Origin of the sequence: Pantoea sp. 18069, from assembly GCF_902706035.1 — a bacterium.
In the GTDB taxonomy this organism is placed as follows: domain Bacteria; phylum Pseudomonadota; class Gammaproteobacteria; order Burkholderiales; family Burkholderiaceae_C; genus Comamonas.
The window spans coordinates 1-13,817 of sequence record NZ_CACSJA010000043.1; the positions used below are offsets into that span (position 1 = coordinate 1).

General features: G+C 60.5%; 22 protein-coding genes. 8 read left to right on the plus strand and 14 right to left on the minus strand.

Annotated elements, in window-relative coordinates; genetic code table 11:
- Positions 1 to 185: 185 nt before the first annotated feature.
- From GVL12_RS22695 to GVL12_RS22730, 8 genes are all read right to left on the minus strand, one after another.
- Complete coding sequence (locus tag GVL12_RS22695) at positions 186 to 1,346, minus strand: site-specific integrase (RefSeq protein WP_200844018.1); 1,161 nt, start codon at positions 1,344 to 1,346, stop codon at positions 186 to 188.
- A gap of 11 nt (positions 1,347 to 1,357) precedes the next feature.
- Entirely contained in the window at positions 1,358 to 1,570 is a 213-nt protein-coding gene (locus GVL12_RS22700) for an excisionase (RefSeq protein WP_159917839.1), read from the minus strand.
- The gene (locus tag GVL12_RS22705) at positions 1,570 to 1,794 is read right to left on the minus strand and encodes a hypothetical protein (RefSeq protein ID WP_159917840.1); all 225 of its coding nucleotides are present in this window, start codon (positions 1,792 to 1,794) and stop codon (positions 1,570 to 1,572) included. Before GVL12_RS22705 ends, GVL12_RS22700 begins: the two co-directional genes overlap by 1 nt.
- Complete coding sequence (locus GVL12_RS22710) at positions 1,787 to 2,551, minus strand: hypothetical protein (protein WP_159917841.1); 765 nt, start codon at positions 2,549 to 2,551, stop codon at positions 1,787 to 1,789. The genes GVL12_RS22705 and GVL12_RS22710 overlap by 8 nt, the downstream gene beginning before the upstream one ends.
- On the minus strand, positions 2,548 to 3,546 hold the full coding sequence (locus tag GVL12_RS22715) for a hypothetical protein (protein ID WP_159917842.1): 999 nt from the start codon (positions 3,544 to 3,546) through the stop codon (positions 2,548 to 2,550). The genes GVL12_RS22710 and GVL12_RS22715 overlap by 4 nt, the downstream gene beginning before the upstream one ends.
- 282 nt (positions 3,547 to 3,828) lie before the next feature.
- Positions 3,829 to 4,656: a BRO family protein gene (locus GVL12_RS22720; RefSeq protein WP_159917843.1), complete on the minus strand. Its 828-nt coding sequence runs from the start codon at positions 4,654 to 4,656 to the stop codon at positions 3,829 to 3,831.
- On the minus strand, positions 4,653 to 4,988 hold the full coding sequence (locus GVL12_RS22725) for a hypothetical protein (protein ID WP_159917844.1): 336 nt from the start codon (positions 4,986 to 4,988) through the stop codon (positions 4,653 to 4,655). Before GVL12_RS22725 ends, GVL12_RS22720 begins: the two co-directional genes overlap by 4 nt.
- Before the next feature lie 111 nt (positions 4,989 to 5,099).
- Positions 5,100 to 5,261: a YlcI/YnfO family protein gene (locus GVL12_RS22730; RefSeq protein ID WP_159917845.1), complete on the minus strand. Its 162-nt coding sequence runs from the start codon at positions 5,259 to 5,261 to the stop codon at positions 5,100 to 5,102.
- A 105-nt stretch (positions 5,262 to 5,366) separates the two neighbouring features.
- Here GVL12_RS22730 and GVL12_RS22735 point away from each other — a divergent pair, with 105 nt between their 5' ends.
- Positions 5,367 to 5,987: a toxin-antitoxin system HicB family antitoxin gene (locus GVL12_RS22735; RefSeq protein WP_159917846.1), complete on the plus strand. Its 621-nt coding sequence runs from the start codon at positions 5,367 to 5,369 to the stop codon at positions 5,985 to 5,987.
- Between the two features lie 141 nt (positions 5,988 to 6,128).
- Here the strand turns inward: GVL12_RS22735 and GVL12_RS22740 are convergent, their stop codons facing one another.
- From GVL12_RS22740 to GVL12_RS22765, 6 genes are all read right to left on the minus strand, one after another.
- The gene (locus GVL12_RS22740; protein WP_159917847.1) at positions 6,129 to 6,308 is read right to left on the minus strand and encodes a hypothetical protein; all 180 of its coding nucleotides are present in this window, start codon (positions 6,306 to 6,308) and stop codon (positions 6,129 to 6,131) included.
- On the minus strand, positions 6,305 to 6,643 hold the full coding sequence (locus GVL12_RS22745) for a hypothetical protein (protein ID WP_159917848.1): 339 nt from the start codon (positions 6,641 to 6,643) through the stop codon (positions 6,305 to 6,307). The genes GVL12_RS22740 and GVL12_RS22745 overlap by 4 nt, the downstream gene beginning before the upstream one ends.
- Positions 6,640 to 7,128: a hypothetical protein gene (locus GVL12_RS22750; RefSeq protein WP_159917849.1), complete on the minus strand. Its 489-nt coding sequence runs from the start codon at positions 7,126 to 7,128 to the stop codon at positions 6,640 to 6,642. Before GVL12_RS22750 ends, GVL12_RS22745 begins: the two co-directional genes overlap by 4 nt.
- 312 nt (positions 7,129 to 7,440) lie before the next feature.
- Positions 7,441 to 7,974 carry a hypothetical protein gene (locus GVL12_RS22755; RefSeq protein WP_159917850.1) on the minus strand — a complete coding sequence of 178 codons (534 nt, stop codon included), beginning with the start codon at positions 7,972 to 7,974 and terminating at the stop codon, positions 7,441 to 7,443.
- Positions 7,967 to 8,170, minus strand: a complete 204-nt coding sequence (locus GVL12_RS22760; RefSeq protein ID WP_235033956.1) for a hypothetical protein — start codon at positions 8,168 to 8,170, stop codon at positions 7,967 to 7,969. The genes GVL12_RS22755 and GVL12_RS22760 overlap by 8 nt, the downstream gene beginning before the upstream one ends.
- Positions 8,171 to 8,241: 71 nt before the next feature.
- Entirely contained in the window at positions 8,242 to 9,000 is a 759-nt protein-coding gene (locus GVL12_RS22765; RefSeq protein WP_235033957.1) for a S24 family peptidase, read from the minus strand.
- On the opposite strand from GVL12_RS22765, the gene GVL12_RS22770 reads away from it, so the two are divergent.
- The 7 genes from GVL12_RS22770 to GVL12_RS22795 all read left to right on the plus strand — a co-directional run bounded on the left by GVL12_RS22770 (position 8,975) and on the right by GVL12_RS22795 (position 13,815).
- Positions 8,975 to 9,256: a hypothetical protein gene (locus GVL12_RS22770; protein ID WP_159917853.1), complete on the plus strand. Its 282-nt coding sequence runs from the start codon at positions 8,975 to 8,977 to the stop codon at positions 9,254 to 9,256. The genes GVL12_RS22765 and GVL12_RS22770 overlap by 26 nt on opposite strands.
- 302 nt (positions 9,257 to 9,558) lie before the next feature.
- Positions 9,559 to 10,044, plus strand: a complete 486-nt coding sequence (locus tag GVL12_RS22775) for a phage regulatory CII family protein (protein WP_159917854.1) — start codon at positions 9,559 to 9,561, stop codon at positions 10,042 to 10,044.
- Between the two features lie 143 nt (positions 10,045 to 10,187).
- A complete protein-coding gene (locus GVL12_RS26750; protein WP_235033958.1) occupies positions 10,188 to 10,379 on the plus strand; it encodes a hypothetical protein in 192 nt (63 codons plus the stop codon).
- Positions 10,376 to 11,440: a DUF1376 domain-containing protein gene (locus tag GVL12_RS22780; RefSeq protein WP_159917855.1), complete on the plus strand. Its 1,065-nt coding sequence runs from the start codon at positions 10,376 to 10,378 to the stop codon at positions 11,438 to 11,440. The genes GVL12_RS26750 and GVL12_RS22780 overlap by 4 nt, the downstream gene beginning before the upstream one ends.
- Positions 11,440 to 12,204 (plus strand): ATP-binding protein, encoded by a 765-nt coding sequence (locus GVL12_RS22785; RefSeq protein WP_235033959.1) that lies wholly within the window; start codon positions 11,440 to 11,442, stop codon positions 12,202 to 12,204. The genes GVL12_RS22780 and GVL12_RS22785 overlap by 1 nt, the downstream gene beginning before the upstream one ends.
- Positions 12,201 to 13,586, plus strand: coding sequence for a DnaB-like helicase C-terminal domain-containing protein (locus GVL12_RS22790; protein WP_200844019.1), 1,386 nt, complete (start codon positions 12,201 to 12,203; stop codon positions 13,584 to 13,586). The genes GVL12_RS22785 and GVL12_RS22790 overlap by 4 nt, the downstream gene beginning before the upstream one ends.
- On the plus strand, positions 13,576 to 13,815 hold the full coding sequence (locus GVL12_RS22795; protein WP_159917857.1) for a hypothetical protein: 240 nt from the start codon (positions 13,576 to 13,578) through the stop codon (positions 13,813 to 13,815). The genes GVL12_RS22790 and GVL12_RS22795 overlap by 11 nt, the downstream gene beginning before the upstream one ends.
- Positions 13,816 to 13,817: the final 2 nt, after the last annotated feature.

Below are 13,817 nucleotides of genomic sequence, written 5' to 3' on the forward strand. Positions count from 1 at the left end.
TCCACACCAATACGGGACCATTCCAGCACCAATATGCCATGTGACGCCGCTGCGCCTCTCTGGCTAGGATGGTCTGGAATGGTCAGCCCCTAGGGTTCGAATCCCTCCGTTTCCGCCAGGACTTAAAGCCCTAAGTGATTGATTCACTTAGGGGTTTTTCCTTTGGTGCGATGGAAGCCCGCGAGCTACACCAATTGCACACCAATATCGCTATCGGGCGGGCCCGAGATCGCAGCGTTCACCGCTCGCAGATTGGCCCCGCGGTCAGCTCCCGGAATCCACTTCGCATAGTCCCGCATCATCACCTGCACTGAGTGGCCGTGCTGCAGCGCAACCCACATGGGATTTGCGCCGGCCATCAGGGCAAGGGTGACGCTGGTGTCGCGGCATTCCTTTGGCGCGCGGTGGCGCACCCCAGTGCCGCGCAGCACCATGGTCCAGGCGCGACGCTGCGACTGCTCATCGTGGAACGGCTCCCCGGTGTTCGGGTTAAAGAACACCTGGGCTCCACGCATCGCCGTCCTGGCGCGCTGGCGCTGGATGACAGCGAAGGCCCGGTCGTTCAATTCCACCGTCCGCTCAACGTTGGTTTTCGTGCGGTCCTTGTCGACCGTCATCACCCGCGATCGACGCACAAGCACGGTCTTGGAGCGCAGATCCACATCCTCCCAACGGAGCGCGATGTGTTCGCTGGCCCGCAGCCCGGCGAAGAATGAGAACGTGAAGTAGTCGGCCCACTCCGGGCCGTTTCGTTTCAGCATCGCGTGCAGGATTACCTCCACCTCGTCCGGGGCGAAGGGGTCCGGCGGTGCACGCTGGATTTTCTGGTTGCCGATTCCGTCCGTGGGGTCCACTACTTTGCGGGGCGGCCTGCAGATCAACTCGAACACCCCGCGCAGAGGAATCAGGATGTTGTTCTGCGTCTTGCGGCTGAGCGCCCGTTTCGTCTTTCCGGTCTCCATGTCCAGCCTAGGCACGGCCAGCTCGGCCAGACGCTCGAGCACCATGTCGTGCGTGATGGCGTCGCGCTCCGGCACCATCTGGCCGAACGCTGGCAGCCAGTAGGCATTGAGGTGGCGCATGTAGATGTCGATCGTGGAATGCTCCAGCGTGCGCGTCGACACGCGCTGCCAGACCAGCGCCCATTCTTTGAGCGTGCGCAGCTTGGCGGCGGCTTCTGGCTGGTGCCGCTTCAGGTTCTTGTAGTCGGGGAAGTGCTCGGCGAAGTTAAACCGGCCGTACTTGATCTCCTCCACGATCTGCGCGCGCAGGCGGGCCGCGTGCTTCAGATTGGCTGCGGTAGGGCGCAGGTCGAGCGATGGCGCAACCAGCTTGCCCTGCCACATGAACCGCACTTCTATGCGGTTTCCGCTAGGCCTAACACCTCCGGATGTTGCTTTGCGACCCATCTGTTGTACCCCTCCATATCAATTATTCGATTGCCATCGGGGGCCAGGATCCATTCCCGCCCCTCAATCCAGACGCCACGTGAAATCTTGGTGTTCACCGCATCCTTGGTGTATCCCGTGTCTTCGCAGAACTTCGGAATACGGACGAAACGTGCAGCCATCAGAGGCCTTCCTTTCTCAATCGGTTCACCTTGCGCAGCGCCTGCTTGGCCAGCTTCAGGCGCTGGCGCTGGCCGACGTACTGGGCCTGGTCCTGGGCGTCCTTGAAGCCATCGCGGCGCCACTCCTGCAAAACCAGCGCCATCCAGTCCACGGCGTACCAGAGCGCCACGGTTTCGGCTTTGAGCAGGTTGGACGGCTTCACGATCGGATTGCTCTTACTCATGAGCGCCTCCGCTGATGTTCTCGCTGAGGTGCCAGCCATATTGATTGCCTCGCTGGTCCTCGCCGTTGAAGCCGTCGGCAAGGCTGCCGATGGACGCAACGATGATGCGGATTGCATCCATGGCGCCCATCAGTTCGCCGGAATCGGTGGATGCGCATGCGCCGTCGACCAAGCGCAGCAGGATGCTTGCTTGCAGGGCGATACCGCCAAACACCTTGGCATGCTGCGCAATCAGCTGATCGGCAGCGTCTGGCGTCTCGGCGGGCGCTGCAGGTGCTGAAGGTGCTGCGCCCCTGACAAACTCTTTGGCCGCTTCACGTTCGACGCGTGCATGCGAGTCGATGCACCGGAAGCTTGCTGCTTTTGTCCTGGTCAATGCCTCGCGGGTCAGAAGGCGGCGCGCGTCGTGCCCTTCAAGCGCATCGCGAGTATCGATTGCTTCGATTGCCTGCTCGAGCCACCCCTGAACCTCGGCTATGAGCTCGCCCGCCGATGGCTTTGGCCGATCCTGGTCCCATTCCGTGGCGGGGTCGACCAGGTGCGACAGCAGATCATCTGCCTCCACCAGCTGATCTTGTCCGGGGAAACTGCCGGGCATGGGCCAAGCGGTCATGATGGGCTCGATCAGGAGGTCGACCTGCTTTGCAATGACTGCGACATGACGATCGATGTCCTCATGCTGTTTTGCGACGTGGGTCGCGTCTACTTGAATGCTGGCGCTGGTGGCGGTGCCATTCTTTTCGAGAACGTCGCTCATGCTGCACCTCGCGTCTTCTTTGCTTCGCGCGCGGCACGCATCCGGGCGACAAACTCAGCCTTTTTGAGCCGGCCGTACGCCTCCATCGACTCATGGCTCGCGACTGCTCTCTCCTTCTGTTGCGCAATCCATTTTGGGTTGATGTTGCCAGCGCCCACGCGTATCAATACAGCCATCACCGTCAAGAACCCTTGCGCCTGGCCGTTCTTGGAATCGCCTTCGCAAGATCGTTTCTCGGTTTTCGCACGGAATGCCGCCTCCAGAACGTGCTCGATATGCAGGTCTGGTTCTTTGTGCTTCTTGTAATAAGCGATGACTTCTTCGGCCATCTCAACCCCGCGTACATAGCCTTGGTAGTACGGCATTGGCTGGCAGTCGAAATCCACCGATCGCCAAACGCTCTTGCGGGACCCTGCTTCTCTGACCACCGCATGTTGAAAGGACAGCTCGCCCAGCTCCCGAAGTTCACCGCTGGGCAATTTGATCTTTCGAGCTTTCCGGGCCTCGGCGCGGCGGCGATTGATCACTTTGTCGATGTGGCTCCCAATCGCGCCCAGCCCGTCAGGAGAGAGGGTTTTGCCGAAGCCGTCGCATACCTTGGCTCCGATCAAGATCGCGTACTCACCGGCGACCCTTGCCAAGCGGGTTCCGGCCTGCCATTCAATGGCGCAGGATTCGGGATCAATGCTCAGCTTAATCTCTCGAACAGGGTGGTTCAGCCCATTTCCATCTGGGGTCAACGTCGCGATGGTTTCCCCGGTGTCCCGAGAGACCAGTCCGGCGACAAATCGACCTGGTAGCGACTCAAAGCCCGCTTCATAGGCGCGGCTGATCGGGCCTTCGTGGAAACGGGCGCCTTTGGGGCGCAGGTAGAGGGTGATCTGGCTGAGACTGGTGTGCTCGGCCGCGATAGGCGCTGCTCCCTGTGTCGGGACGGATTGGGTGTTGCGGGCTTTTGTTGCGCCAGCGTGTGGGCGCGTGCTAACCTCAGGCATGGATCTGATCCTTTTGATGTGGGTGGGTCTAGAGGTCCCAAAGCGCTCTCACCTGCTTCGGGACTTCGGATAAGGGGCTAGCGGCTTAGGCTGCTGGCCTTTTTTCTTTCGGGTGGTGCTGTCGCTGAGTGCATGGCATTTATCCTAGGCTGTCGAGGTTCGATGCGGGGGGCTTAAATATGACGAATTCGATATATTTAGGTGCTGCTTTTTCAGAGGTCACTTTGCCTCTGGCAGGTCGCTTGCGGTAAATGACGCGCTCCAATGATTGATGTGCGTGGATCACAGCAGTACCTCCTGAGGTTGGGGCTGGCGTGCAGGCAGACCAACGAAAGGCTTCCCCGGCTGCTGGCGTTTAGGCGCAAGATTTGACGTTTCGGCACCCAGGTGACGCTTGATTGCCTCGACGCCCATGTCGTTGTAGACGAACGCTTCGACCTGTTTGGATGAGTGCCGGGACTTGTCGAGCTGATACCTGCCGTACTCATCGGTTTTCAAGCCGTGCGCGTTGGCGATGCGACCAACCATGTTGCCGCTGATGCCGAGCTTCTCCCCCACCTTCTCTGCCGAGTAGGTTTTGTGCTCGACATGAGGCAGCGCCAGGATTTCCGTGCCTGCAACTGGGTTGATGACCTTGGCAAAGACGGTTTGCCGCGATTGTTCGCTCAAGTTCGGGAACTGAGCCACGATGCGTTCAGCCGTTTTAGTCGCCAGATCCAGCGCACGGGCTCGGCGGAACTCAGGCAGCCCACTTCGGCTTTGCATCTTTTCAGAGGCAGACACCGCCATGCTGTAGCCGCCGGTCTTGCGGATGCTGGGAAGCACCTCGCTGCGAACCCACTTCTGAAATGGCTTGGCTTCAGGCTTGGTGCTGCCGAGAATGGCGGCGTACAAACCAGACTCGCTGATGATGGTGACTCCGCGATTTCCAAAACCTACGATTTGTCGGTTTTGCTTCTCGTCGTCGTCCAAGCGGCGCGTGAGGGCTTCAGCATCAGAGTAGTCGAGAACTTCAGCGAGCTCCATTGCTACAAAGTGCAGGCTGCCATCGTCGTCGGAAATAACGGTGACGTTGTGGCCCTTGAAGAAAAACGGGGTGATGTTGCTCATGCTGCTTTCTCCATGATGCGGCGGACTGCAGCTTCCGCAGATGCGCCGGCTTTCAGTTCCTTCTGGGCGCGTTTGCAGGCTCGTTCCAGGCTGCGACTCGCGGCAGCCAGGTCGTACTTCGCACTGCATAACATCGAATGCTCGCGAGACGTCGCTGCCAGCATCTGGGCATAACGATCGCTTTCCTTGGCGAAGTACGAGCCGTCGCCGTGACGCTGGCGATATGCCGCGTAGGCTTCGAGCAGCGTTGCGCGGGCAGAGCGCTTTTTGTCCGTGGCTTCCTGCAGGCGCAGTGCCTTTATGCCGATCTCGGCGAGGGTGGCGAGGCTCATTGCGAGTTCCTTTCTCTGGGGCTGACTGTTGGCTGATTTAGGAAAAATTGCGACACACACAAGAGGCGCGTTTGCGTTACTGGAATGTCTGTGCAGCGACATTTATCGCGCTCATTGCTGCATGGGTTTTTGAGCCATGGCGCGCTCGACTGCACGCACGATGAAGCTGTTCAAGCTGATGTGCTGCGTGTCGGCCCTTTGCTTGGCCTGCTCCTGAATGTGCTGCGGCAGTCTCAAGGTGATCCTGATCTGTTGCGTGATCGGCTCGCTCATGGTTCAATCCTTTAGACACTGTTTTGGTGTCGTTGAAGTATTTTGGGCTCGACACTGTTTTGGTGTCAATAGCCAGTGACACTGTTTTGGTGGAAAATTGCGGCTATGAATGACGATGATCGCTACACCCGCATAACACTGCGCATCCCGAAGGACCTGCACCAAAAGCTTGGTTCCGCTGCGGACGAGACATCGAAGAGCCTCAATGCGGAGATCGTTGGGCGGTTGCAAGGCAGCTTGGAGGCGCCCGAAGGCGAAGCTCTCAAGTCCCTGTACAAGGATCTTGAGCTTGCGCGCTTGACTGCCCATAAAGAGAGAAATGACGGGCTTGGAGCCAAGTTGCTTGCAGCGCAATTGGTGGACTTGGTGGATCCCGAGAAACTGGCCGCGAAGCCTTCTTTGGCTGGCGCTGCAATGAGCATCAAAGCTCAAGAGCGCGAAATCATGCTCGACATGATGGAGCACTCCATCCTTGGCTTGACCCAGATTCCTGGCTTGATAGAACGCGGCTTGAAACAAGGGAATTTGACGCTCGTGCCTGACGATCAACCCACTACGTGGGCGAAAGCTCCTGCCGCCATAAAGTCCCAATCCTCCAATCTCCTGTCTGTTCTTAAGACTATGGGTGATGACTTTGCACTGGAGCTTTTCAGCAGAGAAAAAGTGCGTGCTGCCTTCAATCGATTGGAGGGTGTGATGAAGAGTGATGACGCTCCATCCTCGTAGCAGCAAGGATCCAAAAAGCCCGGCACCAGTTGATTGATCGGCGGTCTCGGCGCCTGTGATTCCTAGTTCCATGGCTTCAGTGTCTCGATGGTGTTGTTCGGGGGCTAAATAAAACGTTTTAGTAATTGGTTTTGGCTGTCATCACAGGCGTTGGCGCGCGGCGCGCTCAACCTCTGCGCGGCGTTCGATATGCTGGCGCCGCTTGCCTGCTTGGTGGTCGCGCCACAACAGATCCACGGCCCAGGACAGGGATTGCCGGATGCCAGCGCCAGCACGGCGGCGCATCGCTGCGAGACGGAAAAGGCAAGCGAGTTGGTTCATGAATTCCTCCATTCCCGCCATTCGCGGGGGTGCTCTTTGACGGCGGCGCGCTCAATGGCGCCGTACTCGGGGCAGTCGCGCAGCAGCCGATTGCGCGCGGCGGTGCCGACCAGGGCGCGGCAAGTGGCGGCGCTGCGGCGGTGGGCCTGGGCCTGGATGGTTTCGGCGTCGGTGTGCGGGTCGCGCGGCAAGGCCTCGGCGGTCTGGTCGAAGTAGTTGGCCGCGAGCCCCCATTGCATGGCGAGCTGGGCGCGTTTCCCGGCCGCGGCGAGCATCGCGCTGTCCATGCTTACGGTCTTCGCCTGACCAGCGGTAATGAAGGCTTCGATGTTCATGCTGCGAGTCCTTCGCGCGCCAAGTGGTCGATGGTCGCTTGCAGTCGCGCTTTCAGCGCTGGCGCGACGAACAGATCGACGCGGCGTGGCTCTGCATAGCTAACACCCTGCGGCCCGTCCCAGCCCATCTCAAACAGGCGGGCGTTCTCATCGGCGCTCATTCCTTCCTCGAACAGGTCCCGGGCTGGGCGCACGTTGTAAACGAGGCCGTTTTCCCGCCAGTCTTCAGCATCTACGTTCCACGCGGCAGCAAGAAGCGTGACCAGGTACAACCCCGCGTTGCCAGGTGATGGGACATCGAAAAACACGATGCGCTCATGCAGTGGTTCGTCGCTTGGGCACATATGCTGCGGCAGCGAGACGATGGCCCGATGGAGGCGGCCATGCGCAAGGAAGTGCGCGGGGGCGATGGCTGGCGCAGCACTCCTGGCGGCAGTGCTGCGCTTTGCTGCGGTGTGGCCCTGGCGGGCCGCTGTATTCGGCATCGTTCACTCCAACTTGTTGAGGTACGGGCGCCTCTGTCGGCACCTACCTGCAGCAACCTCGCGTGGTCGGCTCGATGTGTTGAGCTGCCCTCGACCCGCCCTCTGCATCCTGTTGGGCTTACCGGCTGTCGTATCTCTGGCCGGGGTCGTTCGCTGTTTTGCTGCGATGGGATGAATTAAACGCAATGTTTAAACAAATGTCAAACATTTTGTTTAATTTGGGCGCGTGGAACTGCATGAACGGCGGCGGCTCGTCTGCGGACAGACGCAAAAAAGCCACCCGAAGGTGGCTTGGTGGGGGAGGTGCGTTGCTTACTTGGCTGGGGGGGTGGTCACTTTGCTTGCCTGCGCTTCGAGCTGGGCTTGCAATTTTTCCATGCGGACCGTTGCCTCGGCGATGTTCTTGGAAGTTTCGCGTCCCGAGTCAAATGACGATATGGCGATCGCCAGAGTCGCCCCGACCACAGTTATGGTCGCAATCGATGCCCCCCACACATTACCGATGACGGTTTTAAACTGCGCTTTAGAGTCTGCGGCAACGGTTTTCAGATCGCCCTTGATGTCGCCAATGTCCTTGGCCATGGCGGCAAACCGGATGGTGTTTGCCTCGCGATCGGCGCGCATCTCCGCCAAGGCTGTATCCAGCTTTGCAGACATGCCAGAGAAACGCGCGTCCATCCGCGCTTCGGTTGCTTCGAGCTTGGCGTTGATTTCTTCGCGTGTAATGCTTGACATGCGCTCATTATCGCCAGAAAGGCTTTTCTCGTCTGGCGGCTGCACGTCAGATGGCAGCAGCTGGGTTAGAAATTTTCTAAATCCTGACGCGTCAATTAGCCCGCTACCCATGGCTGAGCGCCTTCAAAATCGTGGCCTTTGATTCCTCCAGTGCGGCCGCTAGCTCCAATAGGGCTACTGTTGCGGAATCGCCTGCTGGCGTTCCGCTTGAAATGGCCGCTGGGCATGCCTCTATCGCCTTGACCGCAGCTTGTGCAACTTTGATGTAGCTGCTGCGATAAGCATCCAGTTCATTGTCTTCGTGCATGACGCTCCCTGTACGTTCTTCTATCAAAACACCATCGACCGCACCCACGGCGCCGGCTACGCGATTGATGCTCACAGCTTCCGCCCGTTCCAAGCCCAGACCACGCGGCCGATCACGCGCACCTCATGGTCGCCATTAAGCACATCCACCGTCTTGATGTTTGCGTTGTCGCTGCTGACCTCCAGCGAGCCATCCATGCGCATGCGGACGCGTTTGATGTACGTCTTGCTATGCACCTCCAAAACATAGATGCCTTCCATGCTTGACGGGTCGCGCGCGCCTGCATCTACCAAGAGCACATCGCCATCGCTGAATGTTGGCGCCATGGACTCACCATGGGCATGCATGAAGCGGAGTTCCTGGATGTTGGCTGGCCTGATCTGCTGGTTGATCCAGTGCGATGAGAGAGTCAGGTCGCCGACCACGTAATCCACGTCCAGCACATCGTTGCCTGGACCCATGCTGCCGCCATTGGCCAGCAGCGGGATGCGCACCGAGTCTTCAGGACAGGCGGGCGCATGTGCCTCGATCACAGCGGGAGCCGTGCTCCTAGTAAGCATTTCTCCATCGCCAGCCAGAAGCCAAGCGGCACGGACCCCTAGGGTTGCCTCAGCCGTCAATGCGCCGGATCTCGATACGCCCCTGGTCTCCCAATTTTTCACCGTCTGAGGCGATTCATTTAACAGGCGAGCCACTGCGGATTGGCCGGTGATGTCTCGGATTTGCTTAGCGGCCTGATAGAGCCTTTCGATGGAGGGGTGCATGGTCGAAATTTTCTGATTACTAAACAAAGCGTTGTTAAACGTGACGTTTGACTTTTGTTTAAACATGGTGTTTAATTTCGCCATGCATCCAGACACACAACTCATCGGGCGTTTTGGCGGGGCAACGAAATTGGCTGCGCGCCTTGGCTTTCCGATCAAGGGCGGAGGCGTTCAGCGTGTCCAGAACTGGAAAGGGCGTGGCATCCCCGCTTCGGTAGAGCGCGACAACCCGTGGATTACAGATGAGCGACGGGCAATGCTCAGCGCTAATCGACCCGAAGCTGTGCCCGAGCTGGCGCTGGCCACTACCCAGGAGGCCTGACCCATGGCCTCGCCTCACGCCCGATTCGGCCGCCGAGCGCTTCGCTCTGTGCGACTCCCATCCAATGCGACGCGGCTGCACCCGAAGCGCACTCGCAACTCCCCATGCTCCCAGTCCATCCGCAGCCGGCTGGTTGTGAGCAGTTGCGTTTGCGCACCGGTCTCCGGGTCTCTGTTGGTGGAAACGGCGGTCCTGACGGATTCGTGGACGGCGGCAGTGGTGGGGCGTGTTGGTGTGTTCATGGCCTCGATGTTCGGCCTTCCCCTCTTTTCCGTCCACGTCCAACTTTTGAGGAGCCGGACATGAGCGCTCTTGACGCATTGCGCCGCGGCGCAGATCACGTTCCCGGTGGCCGCGCTGTCGTGGCTATTCGACTTGGCAAGACCGACGAAGTCCTGCGCAAGGAAATCGCAGGGGGTGCTTCTCACAAGCTTGGCGCCATCGATGCCCTAGCGATCGCTGCGATGGCATGCGAGGCCGGAACGCCCCACTGCTACGACTACGCCGCCTATGTCGCCCATGAATGCGGGGGGCGCTTTGAGCCTTTGCACGACCCAGGCGCTGGCGCTGCCAGCCCCGTGGCCAAGGTGTCCAAGCTGGTTCTGGAGACCTCTCACATCACCAGTGCCGTGATCGATGCAATGCAGGACGGTGTGATCTCCGACAACGAGCTGGCGCAGATCGAGCGCGAGATAGCCGAGGCCGAGGACGTGCTGCGCAAGCTGCGCCAGGCCGCGCGCGCCGTGAATGCCGCTGGAAAGCCCCGGATGGCCGCTGCCGTCTCCTGATCCCTTATCGCTGCCTGCCGCGCCATGCGCACGCCTGCAGCACGTTTTGCCAACGGCCCGGGTAGCTCCCGAAAAGCAGTTTCCACCACCTGCCGGCCGTTGGCTTTCTTCTTGTGGTGCCCTTCCTTTTCAGTGGTGGACACATGGCAATAGCAGTTCAACAACAAGATGAAATTGAGGTCTACGTCAGAGCAGACGGGGCCATCGTAATCATGCAGGCGCTCCCTGACGATGGTCATGAATGCGTTACGGTCTGGCCAGTCCATGCCGAGGCGCTGATCCGCGCCATCCGAAGCGCAAAGCACGCGACGCCGGGCACAAGGGAGCCTGCATGAGCGAGTTGCCCGAACCGATGACGCCGGCGGAATGCAACCTCCAGGACTTCGCATTTATGCCCCTGGATGTTGGGCGCCTGCGCGATTCGGACCTTGCCGCGATCGAGACGCCTGAAGCCTGTTGGGCCGCCGTGCTCCTATGGGCGGCCTCCTGGCATCAGGTGCCAGCTGCATCGATACCGGATGACGACATGTGGATTGCCAAGGTCGCAGGCTATCAGCTGCGCGGAAAGATTGACAAGGCATGGAAGGGTGTGCGCGCTGGTGCCTTGCGAGGATGGGTCAAGTGCAGCGACGGACGCCTTTACCACCCCGTTGTTGCGGAGAAAGCCGTGGAGAGCTGGAAATCAAAAATGGAGCGCAAGACCCGCGCCGACCATGAGAGCGAACGCAAGCGCCGCGAGCGCGAAGACCGCGAAAAGATGTTCGATCAGCTGCGCGATGCAGGCCAGACCCCTCCATGGAATATCACCACCACAGAACTGCGCCGGCTTGTGACGAGCCTGCCCCCATTGGGCGAAGGCTTCGAAGGTCAAAACCAGCGTGACCTGTCACGCGGACAGGTCAGCGAAAACGGCGTGACAGATACGGACGAGTCACGGCTAAGACAGGGACAGGGACAGGGACAGGGACAGGGACAGGGATATTTAATTCATTCCGTAGCTAACGCTACGGACGGCGGCGATGCGCCACCGGCCCCTCCTGCGTTCCCGCCTCTCGCCGATCCTGCCAAGCCTACCAAGGAGAAGACCCCGGAGGAGATGGCCAAGGCCGAGCTTTGGCGGGCGGCCGTCTCTGTGCTGGAGCAGGGAGGATGCCCGACGTCGCAGACTCGGACTTTCATGGGCAAGCTGGTCAAGGACTACGGCCAAGAGATCGTCCGGGACGCCATAGCCGCCGCCGTGACCGCCCAGCCGGCAGACGCTCGGGAGTACCTGAAGGCAACGTGCCAGCACGCTGCCGGCCAGCGCCAGCGCCAGCACTCGCGGCAGGGCGGGCAGACCCAGGGCAAGCACACCGGCTTCACCGCGGACTACTACGCCGATGCAGGGGGGTTTTGATGGACAACCCGTCTGAAAACCGTCTGCAGATCTGCGAGATCCATGGCGAGTTTCGCTCGCGCCTGCATGCCAAGTCCGGCAAGTGGACCCGGTGCTGGGCATGCATCGAGGCTGAGCTGCTGGCGCTGGACGCCCAGGCCCAGCAGGACGACGCGCGTCGTCACAGGCAGGCCGTGACAGAGCGGCGCATGGCAGAAAGCGGTCTTGAGGGGCGCATGCTGCGCGCTGGCTTTGACACCTTTGTGGCGCAAATCGACAGCCAGCGCGCAGTGCTGGAAGCTTGCCAAGCCTTCGCCGAGTCTGTCGGCCTCGAGGACAGCCGCAACCTGTGGATCATCGGCCAACCAGGCACCGGAAAGACCCATCTTGGCAGCGCGATGGTGCGGCATTTCATCCACGAGCGTGACACGGCGGCCGCGATTTTCAGCGCTCGCGAAATCGTGCGCATGCTGCGCGCAAGCTGGGGCTCCCGCGGCGAGGGGGCGGAAGAGGCGGAGGGCGATGTGATCGAGCGCCTGGGCCGCGCCGGCCTGCTGGTGCTGGACGAAGTCGGCGTGGGATTCAGCACCGACGCCGAGCGCGTGCAACTCTTCGACGTGATCGACCTGCGCTACAAGCTGGGTCGCCCCACGGTGGTTCTCTCCAACCTGAAAGCATCGGACATGAAGCCCATCCTTGGCGATCGCACCTACGACCGCCTGCGTGAAGGCGCAAAGCAGCTGGTGTGCAACTGGCCCGGCAGCCGCGCGGAGGAGTGCTCTTGAACGCCCCAGAGTTTTACGGAGTCGATGAGGTCGACTTGGGCGAGCAGATCACCCTCCAGGCTGAGCAAAGCGTCCTTGGCGGGGTGGTGGGCCTCGGTGCCGTGGCTTATGACCTGATCGCCGGGATTCTCAAGGCGGGCAGCTTCCTCGACCGTCAGCATCAAGAAATCTGGAGCGCTGCAGAGGCGGCAATCCTGGCGGGCGAGGATGTCGACGCCATCGTGGTGATGAAGAGGCTCGAAGGGCGCGTGGAGCCCAGGTACATCAACCAGATCGCGCTGGCGTGCGGGTCCATGCATGGGCTCAAGGTCCACGCTGAGATCGTTGCCAGTGCTGCTGCGCACCGGCGCTTGGCAGTCGCTGCGCGGCAGGCCCTGGGCGACGTGGATGCCCTTGATCTGACGATTGAGCAGCGCTTGGCACGCGCCGTGGGGCGGTTCGAGCTGGTGCTGGATGAGCGCGTGGATTCCGATCCGCTGCCGGTGGAGTCTTTCGCGGTGGAGTTTTTGGACGAGCTCCAAGATATGGCAGACGGGAAGGTCGAGCTGGGCCGCGAAACTGGCATCCCGCGCCTTAATGAAGTCTTGGCCGGCGGCTGGTACGACGGCGGCCTGGTTGTGCTTGCGGCGCGGCCATCGGTGGGCAAGTCGTCATTCGCGCAGCAGCTGGCGCTGAATCAAGCGCGTAGCGGCTGGCCTTCCGCCTTCATCGGCATGGAAATGACGCAGAAGGAGCTGATGCGCCGCACGGTGGCCAATCTGGGCCGGGTGCCGCTGCGAGGCCTGAAGACCGGAAAGCTGAGCGCCGACGAGTTTTCCCGTGTGCCGGAAGCCATGGAGTACTTGCGCGACCTGCCTTTTTACCTGGACTACTGCCCCGGTGCGACGCTGGTGCAGCTCTGCGCCAAGGCGCGAAAGGTGGTGCGCAAGCACGGCGTGAAGTTCCTGGTGGTGGATTACCTGCAACTGATGCAAGGCTCGAACGAGCGCCAGGATCGCCGCGTCCAATTGCAGGAGATCACCCGTGGCTTGAAGCAACTCGCTGGCCAGCTCGGCATCACTATCGTCCTGCTGTCCCAGCTCAATCGCGACGTGGAAAAGCGCACCAACCCGCGCCCGACGCTCGCCGATCTGAAGGAATGCGGCGCCATTGAAGAGGATGCTGACATCGTGCTGGCGCTGTGGGACCATCGCAAAGGCGCGATTGATGAGGCATCCATCAAGGGCTTGGCTGCCATCAAAGGCCGCGATGTGGGGCAGGGCGAAATGGCACTGCACTTCGACGGCAAATACCAGCGGTGGTCCGAATCCACTGAATCCCTTTCCAACCCTGAGAACGCGCTCCTGCGCGGCAAACCTAAGAGGTATCCGGATGACTACTGAGAAAAAGCAGACCACTCATTACGCGCTCCTCTGGAGCCAAAGCCAATGCGCTTTGCACATCGAGCCCATCGAGGACATGTTGGTTGAGAACCGCCAAGCCTTTGCGGACGATCGTCGCATGGACTATGTGCCCATCGCCTTCGGCAGCGAGGAACATTGTCGCGAAGTCGCGGAACAGGTGCGCCCGACGCTGCGCGAGCGCCAAGAGCGTAAATCCAATCCCCAGTGAGT